Origin of the sequence: uncultured Acetatifactor sp. (assembly GCF_948601915.1) — a bacterium.
Taxonomy (GTDB): domain Bacteria; phylum Bacillota; class Clostridia; order Lachnospirales; family Lachnospiraceae; genus Acetatifactor.
On sequence record NZ_CAPDXS010000006.1, the window covers coordinates 42,082 to 60,789 of the forward strand.

The window sequence follows — 18,708 nt, forward strand, 5'->3', positions numbered from 1 at the left end:
ACATACAAGAATATAAGGATACGCAGGACATACAGAAAGGCAAGGAGGGTTGCCGGATAGGCAGCGTCTGAATAGGAAAATGGCAGAAATACAGAGCATTTACGCCCATATGGGCATTGACAGGGAAACCTACGAATACGGGGAAGCCATCCTGAAGCGGCTGGCAGAGCGGTTTCACAAGATAGACGAAATCACAGAATACAATCAACTGAAAATAGTAAACGCCATGCAGGAATGCCAGGTCAGCGAGGCCTGCCTGCTGGGCACCACCGGCTACGGCTACAACGACCTGGGCAGGGATACCCTGGAGGCAGTCTATGCAAAAATCTTCCACACGGAGGATGCCTTGGTGCGCCCCCAGATCACCTGCGGCACCCACGCCCTGGCCCTGGCGCTGATGAGCAACCTCCGCCCCGGGGACGAGCTGCTCTCCCCGGTGGGGAAGCCCTACGACACCTTAGAGGAAGTCATCGGCATCCGCCCATCCAAAGGCTCCCTGGCAGAATACGGCATAACCTACAGGCAGGCGGATCTAAAAGAGGACGGCAGCTTCGATTATGATGCCATAAAAGCGGCCATAGGCCCCCGCACCCGCCTGGTCACTATCCAGCGCTCCAAGGGCTACCAGACCAGGCCCACCTTTTCTGTAAAGCAGATAGGAGAGCTGATAGCTTTCGTAAAGGCAATCAAGCCGGATGTCATCTGCATGGTGGACAACTGCTACGGGGAGTTCGTGGAGACAAGGGAGCCCAGCGACGTAGGAGCCGACATGGTAGTAGGCTCCCTGATCAAGAACCCCGGAGGCGGCCTGGCCCCCATAGGAGGCTACATCGCCGGAACAAGGGAATGCGTGGAGAACGCCGCGTTCCGGCTCACCTCCCCCGGGCTGGGCAAGGAGGTGGGCGCGTCCCTGGGCATCCTGAAAGACTTCTACCAGGGCCTGTTCCTGGCCCCTACCGTCACCGCATCCGCCTTAAAGGGAGCCATCTTCGCCGCCAACCTGTACGAAAATCTGGGCTACGCCGTGATACCGGACGGCACCGAAGACAGATATGACATCATCCAGGCCGTGACCTTCGGCTCCCCGGAGGCTGTCATCGCTTTCTGCCAGGGCATCCAGGCCGCCGCGCCTGTGGACAGCCATGTGACCCCCGAGCCCTGGGACATGCCGGGCTACGACTCCCAGGTCATCATGGCGGCAGGAGCTTTCGTGTCCGGCTCCTCCATCGAGCTCTCCGCGGACGCGCCCATCAAGCCTCCCTATGCGGTCTATTTCCAGGGAGGGCTCACCTGGCCCCACGGGAAATTCGGCATTTTGAAATCCCTCCAGTCCCTGATAAACAGGGGATTGCTGGATAAAAACCGCCTGAAGCTGTAGCTTTGTGTAGAAAAAACTCAAAATAAATTCTATGATTTTTGTGTACAGTCCTGGTATTTTGTGGTACTATATAGACGTGCGTATGTGGAATCCGTGAGGGGACGGATGCGCGCAGGCTCGCAGGGCATATCGCATGCCCCGGGACAAAAGAAGGAAGAGGTATCGGCTTGAAGAAAGTAAACTGGGTATTGCTGGTACTGATACTGGTGGGATTCGTCATCGGCAGATTCATCGGCACTTATTTTTCGGGCACTTTCCTGAACTATGGACAGTCCTTCGGGCTCAGCTCCCCTGTGGTGCTGGACCTGGGATTCATCATCCTGACCTTTGGGCTGACGATCCAGATCACCATAGCAAGTGTCATAGGCGTCATAATCGCGCTGGTGGTATATCGCTTCATCAGGTAGTCCATGGGCGGCCCCGGGAAGGCCGTTCGAAGATGCGTCGGAGAAGGGGAAGGAGACGCATGGACAAGCACGGGAAAATGGAAGAAAAAGAAAGGCATTCCAACGGAAACGAGGAGACGAAACGGAAGGAAGGCGCTCCCCGGAGGAGCAATCCGCAAAAGAGAAGCAGCGCGCCGAAAAACGCGCTGAAGACGGCCTCGGAGCTTCCCTATGAGAGGTTCAAGCGGTTCGGGCCGGAGAACCTGACGGAGATAGAGCTGCTGGCCATCATCCTACGCACCGGCACCAGGGACAACCATGTGCTGCAGGTGGCGGAGGAGGTCATGAGCCTGGCCAGATATCCCAAGGAGGGGCTTCTGGGCCTGTACGATGTGACTTTGGACGAGCTCATGGGTATCCGGGGAATCGGCGAGGTGAAGGCAGTGCGGCTGAAATGCCTGACAGAGCTGTCCATGCGGATGAGCATGGCAAAGGCCAGGGAGGGACTGAACCTCACCAGCTCCGGCCAGGTGGCGGCTTATTTCATGGAAAAACTCCGGCACCGGGAGACCGAGTGCGTGGTGGTGGCCTGCGTGGATGCCAAGGGACAGCTGATATGTGAGAGGAAGCTGTCGGAGGGCAGCGTCAACATGTCGCTGATCTCCCCCAGGGAAATCTTCCTGGCGGCGCTGGAGAGCCGGGCCGTGAACATCGTGCTGGTACACAACCATCCCAGCGGAGATCCCACGCCCAGCCGGTCCGACAGGGAGCTCACCCGTAATGTGCGGGACACCGGAGAGAAGATGGGAATCCGGCTGCTGGATCACGTCATCATCGGCGACAACCGCTATGTCAGCTTCAGGGAGAGGGCATGGTTTTCGGAGGAGCCGCTGTATCCAGGGCCGGAACCGGCGTGACCGATCGGGCCGGAGGAAAGTTTTTACAATGAGAAAGGGGTTGTCATTTTGGCAAACAACGCATTCGGTATCGATTTAGGTACAAACAACATTAAAGTCTATAGCAGGGGCGATGACAGCATCATGGTAGAAAAGAACATGATCGCCATAGAGAACAAGAAGGTTCTGTTTGCATATGGGAACTCTGCATTTGAAATGTATGAGAAGGCCCCCGGCAATATTCATATCTCTTACCCCCTGACCAACGGCGTCATCGCTGATATCAAGAATATGGAGACATTGGTACGGTATTTCGTCACCGACCTCCAGAAGGGAAACTGTAGGCCTGCGGACTTCTATATCGCGGTGCCTACGGACGTCACCGATGTGGAGAAGAGGGCCTTTTACGACCTGATCAAATATGCCAATGTAAAGGCGAAGAAGATCATGGTGGTGGAGAAGGCCGTGGCGGACGGCCTGGGGCTGGACATCGATGTAAAGAATTCCCAGGGCGTGCTGGTGGTCAATGTAGGCTTCGAGACCACGGAGATTTCCATATTGTCCCTGGGCGGCATCGTGCTGAGCCGCCTGATCAAGACCGGGGGCCTGAAGTTCGACGAAGCGATCCGGGCCGCCGTGAGGAAGGAATTCAGCCTGGTCATCGGCGGCAGGACCTCCGAGGCCGTGAAGATTTCCCTGAAAGATCTGGAGCAGGAGGGCAAGGGCGCAATCGTCTACGGCAGGGACATCGTGACGGGGCTTCCCATAGAGCGGGAGATTCCCACGAAGCTGGTGGTAGAGTGCCTGGAGGAGCATTTTGCTTCCATCATCGACAATGTGAAGGTCATTCTGGAGAGGACGCCCCCCGAGCTGGCGGCGGATATCTACCGCCACGGCATCTACCTGACCGGAGGCGCTTCCCAAATCAGCCATCTTGCAGAGCGGCTGGCCGCAGGAACCGGGCTTCGGGTGAACGTTTCGGAGAATCCCGTCACCAGCGTGGTGCTGGGCCTGGCCAAGATCATCAAGGACGACAACTACAAGTCCGTAGCTTACGCGATTGAAGGGATGAGCAAATGAGTCCAATCATCAAAAGAAAAGGAGAGCGGTTTACCTTGCCGAGTAAATATCTCCTTTTTATTTTAACGGTGCTCTGCACTGTCATGATGCTGGTCACTTTTGGCACGGATGTATTCAATCGGCCGCTTAACGTGGTGGTGGGATACGTGATCGTGCCTTTTCAACAGGGTATCGAAAAGGTGGGCGGATGGCTGTCCAACCGTTCCGAGGAACTGGTGCAGATCCGCACGCTCCTGGATGAAAATGCCCGGTTGAAAGAGGAACTGGCCGCGCTGATTGAGGAGAACACCCTGCTGCAGCAGGACAAATATGAGCTGAACAAGCTCAGGGAGCTGTTCGAACTGGACGGCCAATATGCGGAATACAATAAGGTGGGGGCCAGGATCATCGGCCGGGACTCCGGGAACTGGTATTCCTCCTTTCTGATCGACAAGGGGGAGGATGACGGCCTGGAGGTGGACATGAACGTCATCGCCCAGGGCGGCCTGGTGGGCAGGATCACCTCCGTAGGGCCCGGCTGGGCGCGGGTGACCTCCATCATATCGGACAATGTCCATGTCAGCGCCATGACCCTCTCCACGGAGGACAACATGACCGTGACGGGGGATCTAAGGCTCATGGCCGAGGGCTGCATCACATTCAGCCAGCTTGTGGACGGCCAGGACAGCGTGCGGGAGGGAGACAAGGTAGTCACCTCTAACATCAGCGACAAATACCTGCCGAACATCCTGATCGGTTACATCAGAACCATCAGCAAGGATGCCAACAACCTGACCAAATCGGGCGAAATCGTACCTGCGGTGGATTTCGAGCATCTGGGGGAGGTGCTGATCATCACGGACAGGAAGCAGGCCGTGGCGGAATGACCGACAGCCGTAAGGGGAGTGCGTATGCTTCGTAAAATAATTGTGACAGTATGTATCATCCTATGCTTTGTCCTGCAGTGCAGCGTCTTTGACAGCCTGAGCTTTGCGGGCATCATACCGAACCTTATGATTGTATTGACGTCTTCCTTCGGGTTCATGCGGGGAGAGCGGGAGGGGCTGGTGATTGGTTTCTTCTGCGGGCTTCTCAGCGATATCTTTTTCGGCGGCTTCCTGGGCTTTTACGCGCTGCTGTTGATGTACATAGGCTTTCTGAACGGGAAGTTCTGCAAGATTTTCTACCCGGAGGACATCAAGCTTCCGCTGGCGCTGATCATCGTAAGCGACCTGTCCTATGGAATCATATGCTATATTTTGACTTTTATGCTTCGCGGCAGGTTTGAATTCGCCTACTACTTTCTCCACATCATCCTGCCGGAGGCACTGTATACCATTGTAGTGACCCTGTTTTTATATCCGGCTGTTCTGAAGGTGAATGAAAAGCTGGAGAATCATGAGAGAAAGAGAGCGCAGAAATTTGTTTGATGAGTTCAAGGAAAAAATAATCGGCGTCATCACCAGCAGGCTGACAGTCTTCACGGTTGTATTCTGCCTGTTTGCCGGCGTGCTGATTTACCGCTGCTTTGAACTTCAGATTGTCCACGGGGAGGAGTATCTGGAGGAATTCGTCCTGGAGATAGAGAAGACCCGGGACATCGCCAGTACCCGCGGCAATATTTATGACAGGAACGGCAATGTGTTGGCCTACAATGAGCTGGCCTATTCCGTGAAGATAGAGGATGTGTTCGAATCCGGGCGGCTCAAGAACGCCAGGCTCAATGACATGATTCACCGCCTGATTCAGATGATCGAGAAGAACGGAGACAAATGCATCACGGATTTCAAGATATTCCTGAATGAGGACAGGGAATTCCAGTATTCCGTGGAGGACACCAGCCTCCTGCGCTTTCTGGCGGATGTGTACGGCAAGGCCGACATCGGCGATCTGAAGGACGAGGAGCGCACGGCCACGGCGGACGAGATCATGGAGTATCTGAGCAGTACCAAGAATTTCGCCATCGGAAGCTATGCGGACCCGGAGGACTCGAAGAGCGAGTTCCTGGTGGGGGAGGGCTACAGCAAGGAGGAGTGGCTGACCATGGTCACCATCCGGTACGCCATGAACCTGACCTCCTTCCGGAAATATATCGGCACCACGGTGGCCACCAATGTCAACGAGAAGACAGTGGCCGTGGTCATGGAGAATTCCCAGTCGCTGCCTGGCGTCACCATAGAGGCAGACACGGTTCGGCGGTATGTGGACTCGGAGTATTTCGCCCATGTGCTGGGGTACACGGGGAAGATTTCCTCGGAGGAGCTGGCCGACCTGAACGCCCGGGCGGCGGAGGAAAAGAGCGCCGAGAGGCAGGGGACGGACAGCGCGGAAGAGGAAAGCTCCGATGCCTACAGCCTCAATGACGTGGTAGGCAAGAGCGGCATAGAGTCCTATCTGGAGACCACTCTCCAGGGGGAAAAAGGATATGAGAAGGTCATCGTGGACAACATGGGCAAGGTCATCTCTATCCAGGAGCGCAAGGAGGCCAAGGCCGGCCAGGATGTGTACCTGACGATTGACAAGGATCTGACGGAGGCGATCTACCATATCCTGGAGCAGAAGCTTGCGGGCCTTGTGTCCAGCAAGATCATCAACACAAAGGAATATGTCCCCGCCAGGGGCGCGGACAGCAGCGATATCAAGATTCCCATATATGACGTGTATTTCACCATGTTCGACAACGCCGTCATCGACATCAGGGCCATGGCCGAGGAGGATGCCCAGGAGACGGAGAGGGAGGTGTACGCCGCCTACCTTGCCTACAAGGAAAACGCATACAATCAGCTGCGCTACGAGCTGACGGAGGGGCTGACCCCTTATAACCAGCTGTCCAAGGAATATCAGGTCTATCAGAGCAATATCGTGACGCTGCTGCGCCGGAACGGCATCATCATGTCGGAAGCGGTGGTATCGGACGACGCCACACAGGTGGCATGGGCCACGGAGGAGGTCATCAGCCTCAGCGAATATCTGAAATACTGCATCTCCCAGAACTGGATCGATGTCAGCAAGCTGGAGCTGGACGACAAATATTCCGATTCCTCGGAAATCTACGATGAGATCCTGGAACATATCATTGTCATGGTAGATAACAACACGGAATTCCAGAAGCGCTTTTTCAAATATATGCTTTTGAACGATGCCATAAGCGGCAGACAGGTATGCCAGATCCTCTGCGAACAGGGAAAGGTCTCCGTACCGGAAGACGACAGGACCGCAGTCTTTGAGGGGCAGATGAGCGCCTACCAGTTCATGATGAACCGGATAGACCATCTGGACATCACCCCCGCACAGCTGGCGCTGGATCCCTGCAACGCCTCCTGCGTTGTCACGGACGTGCATTCCGGCGATATCCTGGCCATTGTGTCCTATCCGGGCTACGACAACAATAAAATGGCCAATTCCATAGACGCGGCGTATTACGCCCAGTTGAACGCGGACAAGTCGAATCCGCAGTACAATTATGCCACCCAGTACGCGGCGGCTCCCGGCTCTACCTTCAAGATGTTGTCATCGGCGGCCGGGCTCATGGAGGGGGCTGTGGAGATAGACAGCATCGTCAAGTGCAAGGGCATCTTTACGGAAATCGATCCGCCGCCAAGCTGCTGGAACCGGTACGGGCATGGCAATGAGACACTTGTATCAGCCATCCGGGATTCCTGCGACTGTTATTTCTATGAGATAGGCTACCAGCTTTCCATGGGCTCGGGCACATACAATGAGACCGAGGGGCTGGACGTGCTGGACAAGTACGCGGAGCTGTTCGGGCTTACGGAGAAATCGGGCATCGAGATATCCGAGGCTTCCCCGAACGTGTCCACGGAAGACCCGGTGCGTTCCTCCATCGGCCAGGGCAGCAACAGCTATACGCTGACAGGGCTGGCCAGATATGTAGCCACGGTGGCCAACAGCGGCTTCTGCTACAATCTGACCCTGCTGGATAAAATCACGGATTCCGAGGGCAATGTGGTGGAGGAGTTTCAGCCGAAGCTGCGCAATACCGTGGACATGCCCGGGGAATACTGGGACGCCATCCATCTGGGGATGCGCCAGGTGGTGGAGAACAAGAGCTATTTCGACAACCTGGCAGTGAACGTGGCCGGCAAGACCGGTACGGCGGAGCAGACCCTGGACAGGCCAAGCCACGCGCTGTTCGCCTGCTACGCGCCCTATGAGCAGCCCGAAATCAGCATCGTCACCAGAATCCCCTTCGGATACGCTGCGGACCATGCGGCCCAGGCCTCCAGGGATATCCTGAAATACTATTATGGCCTAGCAGAAGTGGACGAGCTGATTACCGGCACGGCGGACGAGCCGGACGGCGGCATTACCAACGAGCATTGAACGGGGGGCATGGCGGATTATGAGAGAAGCAGTGATCATCAAGAGCTTTCCCAACGGGATAGCGCTGTATCTGAACGGGGAGATGCCCTTCGAAGACCTTCTGGCGGAGATAGGGTATAAATTCTCCGATGCCAGGAATTTCTTCGGCACGGTCACCATGGCATTGTCCATAGAGGGGCGGCCCGTGACGGATATGGAGGAAATCCGGATACTGGAGACGATCCGCGACAACAGCGACATCAACATCGCCTGTATCGTGGAGAAGGACGAGACAGTCAACAAAAATTACGTGAAGGCGCTGGAGCGCACGGAGAGAGAGCTGGCCCAGAAGCCGGAGGGGCAGTTCTTCCGGGGGGACCTGAAGGACAGGGAGGTGCTTGAGACGGAGAACAGCATCATCATGCTGGGGGACGTCTATCCGGGGAGCAGCATCGTCAGCGCCAAGAACATCATCATATTGGGAGGGCTCTACGGGAAAGCCCATGCCGGAGGCAACGGCTGTGAGGGGGCCTACATAGCAGCGTTTGAAATGGCGCCGGAGAGAATCAGGATCGGCGATTTCAAATATAAACCAGGTACAAAACAGGCAAGGTGGGGAATCAGACCGAAGGTACGACCGAAAATCGCATATGTGAAAAACGACCGAATCATCATCGAGGCGCTTACCAAAGACCTGCTGAACTGCTTCTGATTCTATGTGTGCTATATAGCGGGCTGTTGCCTGCGAAGCGGACGATGGGAGGGTTCAGAGGACGACAGACGAAATTCTTTTATGGAGGGCAGAAAGTATGGATGAAAAGCATTCCAGGGAGCAGCAAAGCTCCAAAGTCATTGTCGTCACTTCAGGGAAAGGCGGCGTGGGCAAGACCACCACGACCGCAAACGTGGGAACGGGTCTGGCGAAGCTGGGAAAGAAGGTCTGCCTGATCGACACGGACATAGGCCTTCGCAATCTGGACGTGGTCATGGGACTGGAGAATCGCATCGTCTACAACTTGGTGGACGTGGTGGAGGGGAATTGCCGGGTGAAGCAGGCGTTGATTCGGGACAAGCGCCATCCGGGGCTGTACCTGATGCCCTCTGCCCAGACTAGGGATAAGTCTGCGGTGTCCCCGGGGCAGATGGTGAAGGTGATCGAACACTTAAAGGAACAGTTCGACTATATCCTCTTAGACTGCCCGGCAGGCATCGAGCAGGGCTTCCAGAATGCCATCGCCGGAGCGGACAGGGCGTTAGTGGTGACTACCCCCGAAGTGTCCGCCATCCGGGACGCGGACCGCATCATCGGCCTGCTGGAGGCCAACGGCTTCAAGCAGATGGATCTGATCATCAACAGGCTGCGGATGGACATGGTCAGACGTGGGGACATGATGTCCGCCCAGGACGTGGTGGACATCCTTGCAATCCCGCTGATCGGCATCATACCGGACGATGAGAGCGTAGTGGTGGCCAGCAACCAGGGAGAGCCCCTGGTGGGGAGCAGCTCCCCCGCGGGACAGGCCTACGCGAACGTAGTACATCGGGTGGAGGGAAAGGAGGTGCCCTATCTGAATTTCGACAAGGGCATTTCGTTCTGGACCAGGGTGACTGGTATTTTTCATAAGGCATAGGAGGAGTGGAGATGAGGCATTTTTTTCGCAGAAAAAGCTCCTGCCAGATTGCAAAGGACAGGCTGAAGATCCTGCTGATATCGGACAGGGTCAACTGCTCGCCTGAGGTAATGGAGTTGATCAAGCTGGACATAGCCAAGGTCTTGTCCAAGTACATGAAGATAGATTCCGAGAATATGGATATCCAGATTAATACAAAGGGGAACAAGTCCGGGCGGGGAAGCAAGATGCCGTCCCTGTACGCCAATATCCCCATCGTGGACGTCACCGCAAAGGATCTGGCGAAATGAATTCTGGTATGGGATTCCGGTTTAGAGGAAGTGTCGCTTAGAGGAAGATATGTTTAAAAGATACAGATTACGGGATTATGATTTTAAGCTTGTGCTGTTGATACTGGCGCTGTCGGCGGTGGGTGTCATCGCCGTAGGCAGCGCGGAGCCGTCCCTGCAGAACAAGCAGCTTGCCGGAGTGGTCGCAGGGGTGGTTCTGATGGTGGTGGTCTCCCTGTTTGACTATACCATGGTAATCAGGCTGAACTGGCTGATGTACGTGGCCAATCTGGTGCTGCTGGTGGCCGTCTGGCAGCTTGGGGACGAGACGAAAGGGGCCACCAGATGGCTTACGATCGGGGGACTGCGATTTCAACCTTCAGAAACTGCAAAAATTTTGTTGATTTTATTCTTTGCACAGTTTATTATGAAACATAGGAAGAAATTGAACACCGTGGTAATCATAGCCAGCTGTGTCGTCATGTACGCGCTGCCCTGGATTCTGGTCTGGAAACAGCCGGATTTGTCCACCAGCATCGTGCTCCTGGCCGTGTTCTGCATCATCATGTTCGCCGGGGGCATAAGCCTGAAGCTGGTATTCGGGGCCATAGCGGTGGCGATACCGGCGGTGGCGCTGGTGATATCGCTGGCGCTGCAGCCGGACAGCGACCTTTTGACGGACAATCAGAAGACCCGTGTACTGGCCTTCGTCAACCCCCAAGAATACGAGACCACCTACGCATATCAGCAGCTGAATTCCGTGACGGCGATCGCATCCGGGCAGCTGGAGGGGAAGGGGTATAAGAATAATGAGATTACATCGGTAAAAAATGGCAATTTTCTTTCGGAGGCGCAGACAGACTTTATATTCTCCGTAATCGGAGAGGAATTCGGCTTCAAGGGGAGCGTCGTGGTAATCGTGTTGCTATTCTCTGTGGCATTGGAATGCATCTCGGTGGCCCGGAAAGCGAAGGATGTGGCAGGGACGATCATCGCAGCCAGCATGGGAGGGCTCGTGGCCTTTCAGGGGTTCTTCAATATCGGCGTGGCGACTTTCATCCTGCCTACCACAGGACTTACGCTTCCTTTCGTCAGCAATGGTCTGACTTCGCTGCTGAGTCTATTTATCGGCATGGGGTTTGTCCTGAACGTAAGGCTTCAGGCAAAGAAATCGAAACAGTAGAAGATGCTATGGAGGAGGTACACTTATGAACATTGCGCTGATTGCACATGACGCAAAAAAGAAGTTGATGCAGAATTTCTGCATCGCGTACAGGGGGATTCTGAGCAAGAACGACCTGTATGCCACGGGCACCACAGGACGCCTGATCGAGGAGGTCACGAACCTGAACGTCCACAAATGCCTGGCGGGGCATCTGGGCGGGGAGCAGCAGATCGGTGCCCAGATTGAGAACAATGAGATAGACCTTGTGATATTTCTGCGCGATCCCTTGAGCCCAAAGAAGCATGAGCCGGACGTGAACAATGTGGTGCATCTGTGCGACACCCACAATATTCCGCTGGCCACGAACCTGGCGAGCGCGGAACTGTTGATCAAGGCTCTGGACAGAGGGGATTTGGAATGGCGTGAACTTTACAAATAAGAAGAAAATCATTTCATTGATAGGCGGCGTGGTGACGGCAGTCTGTTGCCTCACGGGGTGCGGCAGCCTGTCCTACGACATGGCTTACCATGTGGATTACGATGTCAGCAGCTTCAACGTGGTGACCAGACAGGAGACGCGCACGGCCCTGCCCTTCGCGGCGAATCTGTGCGTGGCGGCGGGGAACGTGCCCAGCGATACCGTGGACATGTCCCACGCGGAGGCGGCGGGGCTGTTCGGCCTTGACGAGAGGCAGGTACTCTATGCCCAGAACATCCATGAAAGGCTCCACCCGGCCAGCCTGACCAAGGTGATGACGGCTCTGGTGGCATTGAAATACGGACAGCTGAACCAGACGCTGACGGCTTCCGATGTGGTCAACATCACGGAGCCGGGCGCGGTGCTCTGCGGGCTGGCCACAGGGGATACCATGACCCTGGATCAGGCCCTGCGCATCCTGCTGGTGTATTCCTCCAATGACGTGGCCATGCTGATTGCGGAGAATGTGGGGGGGAGCGTGGAACGTTTTGTGGAAATGATGAACGAGGAGGCGGCGCGCCTGGGGGCTACCAACACGCATTTCATGAATCCCCACGGACTGACGGAATCGGAGCATTACACCACAGTCTACGACCTGTATCTGATTTTCAATGAGGCTGTCAAAAACGACACCTTCAATGAAATCATACACATGTCCAGCTATCAGACCGTGTTCTATGACAGAGACGGCCGGGAAAAGGCCTTTGACCGGCAGAACTCGAACCAGTACCTGCGGGGAGAGCGGCAGGCTCCCGCCAACGTGACGGTGATTGGGGGCAAGACCGGAACGACGAATGCGGCAGGCTACTGTCTGATGCTGCTCTCCAGGGATGAAAACGGCCGTCCCTATATCTCCATTGTGCTCCGGGCAGAGGGGGTGGAGGAGCTTTATGGAGAGATGACGGATTTACTTGACGAGATTCATAAATAGAGGTTGTTTTTTGGTCGTGTTTCACTTATAATATAAATACTAATACTATAGGAGGGTTTCCAATGGTCCAGTTAATTGTAGGCAATAAGGGAAAAGGTAAGACAACGCAGCTATTGGAGAAGGTGAATAGCGAAATCAAGGAGATTGCGGGCAATATCGTGTATCTCGACAAGAATACCAAACATATGTACGAACTGAACAACAAGGTTCGCCTGATTGATGTCTCTCAGTACATGATTGAGGACAGCGATGAGTTCGTGGGCTTCGTCAGCGGCATCATCTCTCAGGATCACGACCTGCAGCAGATGTATTTCGACAACTTCTTAAAGATAGCGTGCCTTGAGGGGCAGGACATCTTGGCCGCTATGAACAAATTGGAAAAACTCAGCAATAATTTCGACGTGGATTTCATCCTGAGCATATCCATGGATGAGTCCCAGCTCCCGGAAGGTTTGAAGGAGAAAGTCATAGTATCCCTGTAATGGCAATTCGGCCACGGATTGTATGGTGGTTTTTGCATGTTTATGTAGTCACGGGTATAATTATAGGATCGGATTACACACGAAAGCCTCGGAAAGCATATGCCGGGGCTTTTGTATGGAGGCGTGGGATTGGCAAAGGGCAGGAAATCGAACAGACGCACGCAGAGGGACAGAAATGCTTCCCGGAGCAGAAATGTTCCCCGGAGCAGAGACGTTCCCCGAAGCAGAAATGTTCCCCGAAGCAGAGACGTTCCCCGAAACCGGGATGATTCCCGGGAAAGGGGCTCCCGGGAAAGAAACAGCTCTGGAGAGCTGCGAGCCTCCCGGAAGGGAAGAGGCGCTCCGAGGAAGGTAACCAAGATAAAAAAATACCGCAAGCCTCTGAACCTGAATATCGGGATGCTGATTTTCGCTGTCATTTTCTTCTATGTGGTGGTCTGTGTCATCCTTTATTTCCAGACCAGCCACATCGTCCGATACGAAGTGAAGGAGGGCTCCCTTGCCACGGACACGGTATATAGAGGGGTGGCGCTGCGGGACGAGACAGTGGTCCGCGCCGAGACGGCAGGCTATGTGAACTACTATGCCAGAGAGGGGGAGCGGGTGGCCAAGAACAATCTCGTCTACATCGTGGACGAGACGGGACGCCTGAACGAGGAGCTGGAGAACCTGAGCCTTGGGGAGAACTCCCTTTCCGACAGGGAGCTGATGGACTTCAGGAGCGAGATTGTGAATTTTGTCCATGGCTTCCGGCCTGAGCAGTACGACAGTACATATGATTTCAAATATTCCATGAAGAATACGGTTCTGAAGCTTGCGAACACCAACATGCTTCAGAGCGTCAGCGACCTGAGCGGCACCACGGGAGGGAACATCGTCAACTACTTCCATGCGCCTGACACGGGAATCGTGACCTATTGGACGGACGGCTACGAGTCCCTGACGGCACAGGACGTGACAGAAGACCTGTGGGACGATACGGCCTATGAGAAGAAGCTCATGATGGGAAATTCCCTGGTGGCTGCAGGGGACGCGGTCTATAAGCTAGCGACCAGCGAGAACTGGTCCATCGTCATCCCGGTGGAGCCTGACAGAGGCGCGCAGCTCCAGGAGGAGGGCTTCGTGAAGGTACGCTTTCTGAAGAACCAGTACGAATCCTGGGGAGAGACGAAGCTGCTCACCAATGGGGACGGAAACACCTATCTGCAGCTTTCCTTCACCAATTCCATGGTCACCTTCGCCACGGACAGATTCCTGGATGTGGAGCTGATCGTAGAGGACGAGACAGGGCTGAAGATACCGAAGTCTTCCATCGTCCAGAAGGAATTCTTCCTGATACCGGAGGAGTATGTGATTCCCGGAGGCAACAACGGCGGGGACAGCATCATGCGGCAGACCGTCCTGGAGGACGGGACCATTTCCAGCGAGGTACTGGAGATAGAGGTATACTATTTTGACGATGAGACAAAGGAATACTACCTGGACAGCTCTATCCTGAATTCCGGGGATAATATCTACAAACTGGACAGCCAGGAGACGTTTACGGTGAGCAAACGGGCGACGCTGACCGGTGTGTATAATATAAACAAAGGATACGCCGACTTCAAGCAGATTACCATTCTGTACGAAAACGACGAGTATGCAATCGTAGAACCCAATATGAAATACAGCCTGAGCGTGTATGACTATATCGTGCTGAACGCGGAGACTGTCAAGGACGATCAGCTCATCAGGCAGTGAGCCAAGGAGGATGGAAAAGTGGTACGGGAAAATTTGGAGGCTGTGCAGGGAATCATAGAGGATGCCTGTGAAAGGGCAGGGCGCCCCGGGGACGGCGTGACGCTGATCGCGGTGAGCAAGACCAAGCCGCTGGAGCTTGTGCGGGAGGCCTATGAGGCTGGGGCCAGGGATTTCGGGGAGAACAAGGTGCAGGATCTCCTGGATCGGATAGAGGCGCTGCCCTCGGACATCCGCTGGCATATGATAGGGCATCTGCAGAGGAACAAGGTAAAGTATATCGTGGGCAAGGTGGCCATGATACACAGCGTGGATTCCCTGCGGCTGGCGGAGGAGATCAGCAGGGAGTCCCTGAAGCGCCAGGTGGAGACGGATATCCTGATCGAGGTCAATGTGGCCGGGGAGGAGAGCAAGTTCGGCGTCTGCCTGTCGGAAACCGTTTCGCTGGTGGAGGAAATCGCGAAACTGCCCGCCGTGCACATCCGGGGACTGATGACCATAGCCCCTTTTGTGGAAGATGCAGAGGAGAATCGCCAAATTTTCCGTAAATTGAAGCAATTATCTGTTGACATAGAGAGGAAAAACATTGATAATGTTAATATGTCTGCCTTATCCATGGGCATGACAGGCGATTATCCTGTGGCGATAGAAGAGGGTGCGACATATGTGAGGGTAGGCACAGGGATATTCGGGGAGAGAGAGTCCCGACGGTGAATAGGGAAGACAGCGAAAGGCGTGGTGTGAGAGAATGGGTGTAATGGATAAATTCCTGAACTATATGAAGATTAATCCTGAAGAAGAAGATGAGTACTATGATGACGACTATCTGGACGAAGAAGATGACGAGCCCGCTCCGCCTCCCAGGAGAAGCTCCTCCAAGATAAGGGACATGGAGGACTATGAGGATGACCACATGTCGTCGTCATATCAGAGGAAGCAATCCTCGGCCTCCAGCAAGATTACTCCGATTAAGCAGTCCACCTCCCGGCGGGTGGCAGGCGGCAGCAGCATGGAAGTCTGCGTCATCAAGCCCACATCTGTGGAGGACGCCAGGGAAATCACGGAGACGCTCCTGGCCAACCGAACAGTGGTGCTGAACCTGGAAGGGCTGGATGTGGATATAGCGCAGCGCATCATCGATTTCACCAGTGGATCCTGCTTTGCCATAGCGGGGAATCTTCAGAAGATATCCCATTATATTTTCATCATCACTCCGGCCAGCGTGGACATATCCGGCGATTTCCAGGATATCTTCAATGATTCCTTTGAGATGCCGCTGAATACATAGTACATCCGCGGACTTGGCTTGTGCGGAAGCGTATTGCTGACAGAGAGGTACGGTGGAGAAGAAATGTCTGAGAGAATGTCTGTTCTGTTGAATAAAAAGCCCTGCTACGATATCGTGTTCACGAAGGGCTTCGGCGGACTGCCGGAGGAGCTTGCCGCCCTGGAATGCGGAGCCAGGAAGCTCTGTGTCATTACGGATTCCAAGGTGGATGAGCTCTATGGGGAAGAGGTGCTGCGGCTGCTGGAGGGAAAATGCGCGAAAGCGGTGAAGTATGTCTTTCCCCAGGGGGAGGCGAGCAAGACCTTGGATACCGTGAAGGACATCTATCGTTTCCTGATCGAGGAGGGCTTTGACCGCAAGGACATGCTCCTGGCCCTGGGCGGAGGCGTCACGGGCGATATCACAGGGTATGCGGCGGCCACCTATCTGCGGGGAATCGATTATGTCCAGATTCCCACCACATTGCTGGCCCAGGCGGACAGCAGCATCGGCGGCAAGACAGGCGTGGATTTCGACGGCTACAAGAATATGGTGGGCGCATTCAAGATGCCCAGGCTGGTCTACATGAACCTGGCGGCCCTCCAGACGCTGGAGGACAGGCAGTATTTTGCCGGATTTGCCGAAGTCATGAAGCATGGGCTGATCAAGGATGCCCCTTTTTATGAGTGGCTGATAGAGAACATGTACGAGATCTGCGAGCGGGATCTGACGGTGCTCCAGGAGATGATGGTCCGCAGCTGTAACGTGAAGCGGGTGGTGGTGGAGAAGGATCCCACGGAGCAGGGGGACCGGGCGCTGCTGAATTTCGGCCATACCATAGGCCATGCCATCGAGAAGGCCAGGGGATTCGAGCTGTATCACGGGGAGTGCGTGGCCCTGGGGGCAGTGGCCGCAGCGTATATTTCCTGGAAGCGGGAGCTCCTTGCCATGGAAGAGTATTACGAGATACGGGACATGTTCGTGCCCTTCTATCTGCCCATCTCCGTGGACAAGCTGGATGTGCAGGAGATTCTGCGCCTGACGAAATCCGACAAGAAGATGGAGTCCGGCCAAATCAAGTTCGTGCTGCTGAAAAAGATTGGAAAGGCTGTCATTGACAGGACAGTGACCGATGAGGAGATCGTGGCGGCCATCAATGAGATTAATTTCAGCGAAGAGGATGCCCATGCGTAAAGACAAGAATTATGGTTTCATATGGATAGATATGCTGATTGCGGCGGCGCTGCTGGCCTTCGATCAGTTCACGAAATATCTGGCCACCGTCAATCTTAAAAATCAGCCAGCCCTGGTGCTGATAGAGGGAGTTTTAGAGCTGCAGTATTTTGAGAACACGGGAATCGCGTTCAGTCTGTTCCAGGAGCGGAAGGCCTTCATCCTGATCACCGGTTTCCTGGTGCTGGCAGCGGTTCTGTTCTTCCTGTTCAGGGTGCCCAGGGAGGGGCGGTTCCGGGTGGTGCATGTGCTGATGTCCGTGCTGATCGCCGGGGCTTTGGGCAATATCGTGGACAGGCTCCGGTTCGATTATGTGGTGGATTTCATTTCCTTTGTGCTGATTCACTATCCTATCTTCAATGTGGCCGACTGCTACATCGTAGTATCCGCCATCCTGCTGTTCCTCCTGTTCATGTTCGTCTATAAGGAGGCGGATCTGGAATTCCTGAGCTTCCGGAAAAAGGGACAGGCAGAATAGGGGAGATTCCATGGACGAATTCCGTTATGCGGATGAATTCCGCTATGAGATAACTGAAGAATGGGAAGGGGAGCGAATCGATAAGTGTCTTGCCATGCTTATCGATTCTTTGTCGCGCTCCTTTATCCAGAAGCTGATAAAGGAAGAGGCCGTCACGGTGGACGGCGTCCCCGTAAAGGGGAGCTATCGGGTGAAGGCGGAGGAGCAGCTTGCCTTCCTTCTGCCGAAGGCTGTGGAACCGGACATCCTGCCGGAGGACATCCCGCTGGATATCCTGTATGAAGACAGAGATGTCATCGTCGTAGACAAGCCCAAGGGCATGGTGGTGCATCCGGCGGCGGGTCATTACAGCGGGACGCTGGTGAACGCGCTGCTGTACCACTGCGGGAAGGAGCTCTCTGGAATCAACGGGATCCTTCGGCCCGGCATCGTCCACCGGATCGACATGGATACCACGGGCTCCATCATCGCCTGCAAGAACGACAGGGCACATGCCTGCATTGCGGCCCAATTGAAGGAGCACACGCTGACAAGGCGCTATCAGGCAATCTGTCATGGCGTACTGAAGGAGGATGAGGGGATTGTCGACAGGCCCATTGGCCGTCATCCCTCCGACCGGAAGAAGATGGCTGTGACGGAACGCGGCGGAAAGGCCGCGGTCACCCATTACCGTGTGTTGGAGAGGTTCAGGAGCCATACCTATATAGAATGTGTCCTGGAGACCGGCAGGACGCATCAGATCAGGGTGCATATGGCCTCTTTGGGCCACCCGCTGCTGGGGGACGAGCTGTACGGGGGCGATTGGAAAAACATTCCGTGGAAGAAGAGCATCCCCGCCCTTCAGCTCCGGGGGCAGACGCTCCACGCGAAGGTGCTGGGCTTCCGCCATCCCTCCACCGGGGAGTACGTGGAGGTGGACGCGCCTTTGCCGGAGTATTTTCATCAGAGATCGGAAGAGCACACGTCTGAACTCCAGTCACCAGATCTGATCTCGT

Annotated in this window: 19 protein-coding genes; all 19 read left to right on the plus strand. The window is 55.0% G+C overall.

All coding sequences use genetic code 11. The features are described 5' to 3' along the window. The first annotated feature begins 79 nt into the window (after positions 1 to 79). On the plus strand, positions 80 to 1,378 hold the full coding sequence (locus Q2B33_RS01920) for a methionine gamma-lyase family protein (protein WP_300573471.1): 1,299 nt from the start codon (positions 80 to 82) through the stop codon (positions 1,376 to 1,378). Between the two features lie 167 nt (positions 1,379 to 1,545). Continuing rightward, the gene (locus tag Q2B33_RS01925; RefSeq protein WP_296456798.1) at positions 1,546 to 1,785 is read left to right on the plus strand and encodes a DUF4321 domain-containing protein; all 240 of its coding nucleotides are present in this window, start codon (positions 1,546 to 1,548) and stop codon (positions 1,783 to 1,785) included. 77 nt (positions 1,786 to 1,862) lie between these two features. Next, complete coding sequence (gene radC, locus Q2B33_RS01930; RefSeq protein ID WP_300573466.1) at positions 1,863 to 2,681, plus strand: DNA repair protein RadC; 819 nt, start codon at positions 1,863 to 1,865, stop codon at positions 2,679 to 2,681. A gap of 48 nt (positions 2,682 to 2,729) precedes the next feature. After that, positions 2,730 to 3,740, plus strand: coding sequence for a rod shape-determining protein (gene mreB, locus Q2B33_RS01935; protein ID WP_300573463.1), 1,011 nt, complete (start codon positions 2,730 to 2,732; stop codon positions 3,738 to 3,740). A gap of 35 nt (positions 3,741 to 3,775) precedes the next feature. Next, complete coding sequence (gene mreC, locus Q2B33_RS01940) at positions 3,776 to 4,606, plus strand: rod shape-determining protein MreC (protein WP_330684907.1); 831 nt, start codon at positions 3,776 to 3,778, stop codon at positions 4,604 to 4,606. 24 nt (positions 4,607 to 4,630) lie between these two features. Beyond that, positions 4,631 to 5,149 carry a rod shape-determining protein MreD gene (mreD, locus tag Q2B33_RS01945; RefSeq protein WP_300573457.1) on the plus strand — a complete coding sequence of 173 codons (519 nt, stop codon included), beginning with the start codon at positions 4,631 to 4,633 and terminating at the stop codon, positions 5,147 to 5,149. Further along, complete coding sequence (locus Q2B33_RS01950) at positions 5,118 to 8,063, plus strand: penicillin-binding transpeptidase domain-containing protein (protein ID WP_300573454.1); 2,946 nt, start codon at positions 5,118 to 5,120, stop codon at positions 8,061 to 8,063. The genes mreD and Q2B33_RS01950 overlap by 32 nt, the downstream gene beginning before the upstream one ends. 19 nt (positions 8,064 to 8,082) lie before the next feature. Then, the gene (locus tag Q2B33_RS01955; RefSeq protein WP_296456817.1) at positions 8,083 to 8,754 is read left to right on the plus strand and encodes a septum site-determining protein MinC; all 672 of its coding nucleotides are present in this window, start codon (positions 8,083 to 8,085) and stop codon (positions 8,752 to 8,754) included. A gap of 97 nt (positions 8,755 to 8,851) precedes the next feature. After that, positions 8,852 to 9,673 carry a septum site-determining protein MinD gene (gene minD, locus Q2B33_RS01960; protein ID WP_296456820.1) on the plus strand — a complete coding sequence of 274 codons (822 nt, stop codon included), beginning with the start codon at positions 8,852 to 8,854 and terminating at the stop codon, positions 9,671 to 9,673. Between the two features lie 11 nt (positions 9,674 to 9,684). Continuing rightward, the gene (minE, locus tag Q2B33_RS01965; protein ID WP_300573448.1) at positions 9,685 to 9,963 is read left to right on the plus strand and encodes a cell division topological specificity factor MinE; all 279 of its coding nucleotides are present in this window, start codon (positions 9,685 to 9,687) and stop codon (positions 9,961 to 9,963) included. A gap of 49 nt (positions 9,964 to 10,012) precedes the next feature. Further along, entirely contained in the window at positions 10,013 to 11,125 is a 1,113-nt protein-coding gene (locus Q2B33_RS01970) for an FtsW/RodA/SpoVE family cell cycle protein (protein ID WP_300783820.1), read from the plus strand. Positions 11,126 to 11,150: 25 nt separating this feature from the next. After that, positions 11,151 to 11,546 carry a methylglyoxal synthase gene (gene mgsA, locus Q2B33_RS01975; protein ID WP_296456828.1) on the plus strand — a complete coding sequence of 132 codons (396 nt, stop codon included), beginning with the start codon at positions 11,151 to 11,153 and terminating at the stop codon, positions 11,544 to 11,546. Next, a complete protein-coding gene (locus tag Q2B33_RS01980; RefSeq protein ID WP_300574008.1) occupies positions 11,530 to 12,516 on the plus strand; it encodes a D-alanyl-D-alanine carboxypeptidase family protein in 987 nt (328 codons plus the stop codon). Before mgsA ends, Q2B33_RS01980 begins: the two co-directional genes overlap by 17 nt. A 62-nt stretch (positions 12,517 to 12,578) precedes the next feature. Beyond that, positions 12,579 to 12,998, plus strand: a complete 420-nt coding sequence (locus tag Q2B33_RS01985; protein ID WP_300574011.1) for a twitching motility protein PilT — start codon at positions 12,579 to 12,581, stop codon at positions 12,996 to 12,998. A 360-nt stretch (positions 12,999 to 13,358) separates the two neighbouring features. Next, positions 13,359 to 14,738 (plus strand): HlyD family efflux transporter periplasmic adaptor subunit, encoded by a 1,380-nt coding sequence (locus Q2B33_RS01990; protein WP_300574026.1) that lies wholly within the window; start codon positions 13,359 to 13,361, stop codon positions 14,736 to 14,738. An 18-nt stretch (positions 14,739 to 14,756) separates the two neighbouring features. Then, entirely contained in the window at positions 14,757 to 15,449 is a 693-nt protein-coding gene (locus Q2B33_RS01995; RefSeq protein WP_300574014.1) for a YggS family pyridoxal phosphate-dependent enzyme, read from the plus strand. Between the two features lie 34 nt (positions 15,450 to 15,483). Continuing rightward, positions 15,484 to 16,023, plus strand: coding sequence for a cell division protein SepF (locus Q2B33_RS02000; RefSeq protein WP_300574017.1), 540 nt, complete (start codon positions 15,484 to 15,486; stop codon positions 16,021 to 16,023). A 63-nt stretch (positions 16,024 to 16,086) separates the two neighbouring features. Beyond that, on the plus strand, positions 16,087 to 17,196 hold the full coding sequence (gene aroB / locus Q2B33_RS02005) for a 3-dehydroquinate synthase (protein WP_300574020.1): 1,110 nt from the start codon (positions 16,087 to 16,089) through the stop codon (positions 17,194 to 17,196). Further along, positions 17,189 to 17,713 (plus strand): signal peptidase II, encoded by a 525-nt coding sequence (gene lspA, locus Q2B33_RS02010; protein WP_300783822.1) that lies wholly within the window; start codon positions 17,189 to 17,191, stop codon positions 17,711 to 17,713. Before aroB ends, lspA begins: the two co-directional genes overlap by 8 nt. Positions 17,714 to 18,708 lie beyond the last annotated feature (995 nt).

Bases quoted from the DNA above. Each gene is read 5' to 3' on its own strand.
- Q2B33_RS02000 (WP_300574017.1), top strand. From the start codon at position 15,484: ATGGGTGTAATGGATAAATTCCTGAACTATATGAAGATTAATCCTGAA.
- Q2B33_RS01970 (WP_300783820.1), top strand. From the start codon at position 10,013: ATGTTTAAAAGATACAGATTACGGGATTATGATTTTAAGCTTGTGCTG.
- Q2B33_RS01955 (WP_296456817.1), top strand. From the start codon at position 8,083: ATGAGAGAAGCAGTGATCATCAAGAGCTTTCCCAACGGGATAGCGCTG.
- radC (WP_300573466.1), top strand. From the start codon at position 1,863: ATGGAAGAAAAAGAAAGGCATTCCAACGGAAACGAGGAGACGAAACGG.
- aroB (WP_300574020.1), top strand. From the start codon at position 16,087: ATGTCTGAGAGAATGTCTGTTCTGTTGAATAAAAAGCCCTGCTACGAT.
- minE (WP_300573448.1), top strand. From the start codon at position 9,685: ATGAGGCATTTTTTTCGCAGAAAAAGCTCCTGCCAGATTGCAAAGGAC.
- Q2B33_RS01950 (WP_300573454.1), top strand. From the start codon at position 5,118: ATGAGAGAAAGAGAGCGCAGAAATTTGTTTGATGAGTTCAAGGAAAAA.
- mreD (WP_300573457.1), top strand. From the start codon at position 4,631: ATGCTTCGTAAAATAATTGTGACAGTATGTATCATCCTATGCTTTGTC.
- minD (WP_296456820.1), top strand. From the start codon at position 8,852: ATGGATGAAAAGCATTCCAGGGAGCAGCAAAGCTCCAAAGTCATTGTC.
- Q2B33_RS01920 (WP_300573471.1), top strand. From the start codon at position 80: ATGGCAGAAATACAGAGCATTTACGCCCATATGGGCATTGACAGGGAA.
- Q2B33_RS01985 (WP_300574011.1), top strand. From the start codon at position 12,579: ATGGTCCAGTTAATTGTAGGCAATAAGGGAAAAGGTAAGACAACGCAG.
- mgsA (WP_296456828.1), top strand. From the start codon at position 11,151: ATGAACATTGCGCTGATTGCACATGACGCAAAAAAGAAGTTGATGCAG.
- lspA (WP_300783822.1), top strand. From the start codon at position 17,189: ATGCGTAAAGACAAGAATTATGGTTTCATATGGATAGATATGCTGATT.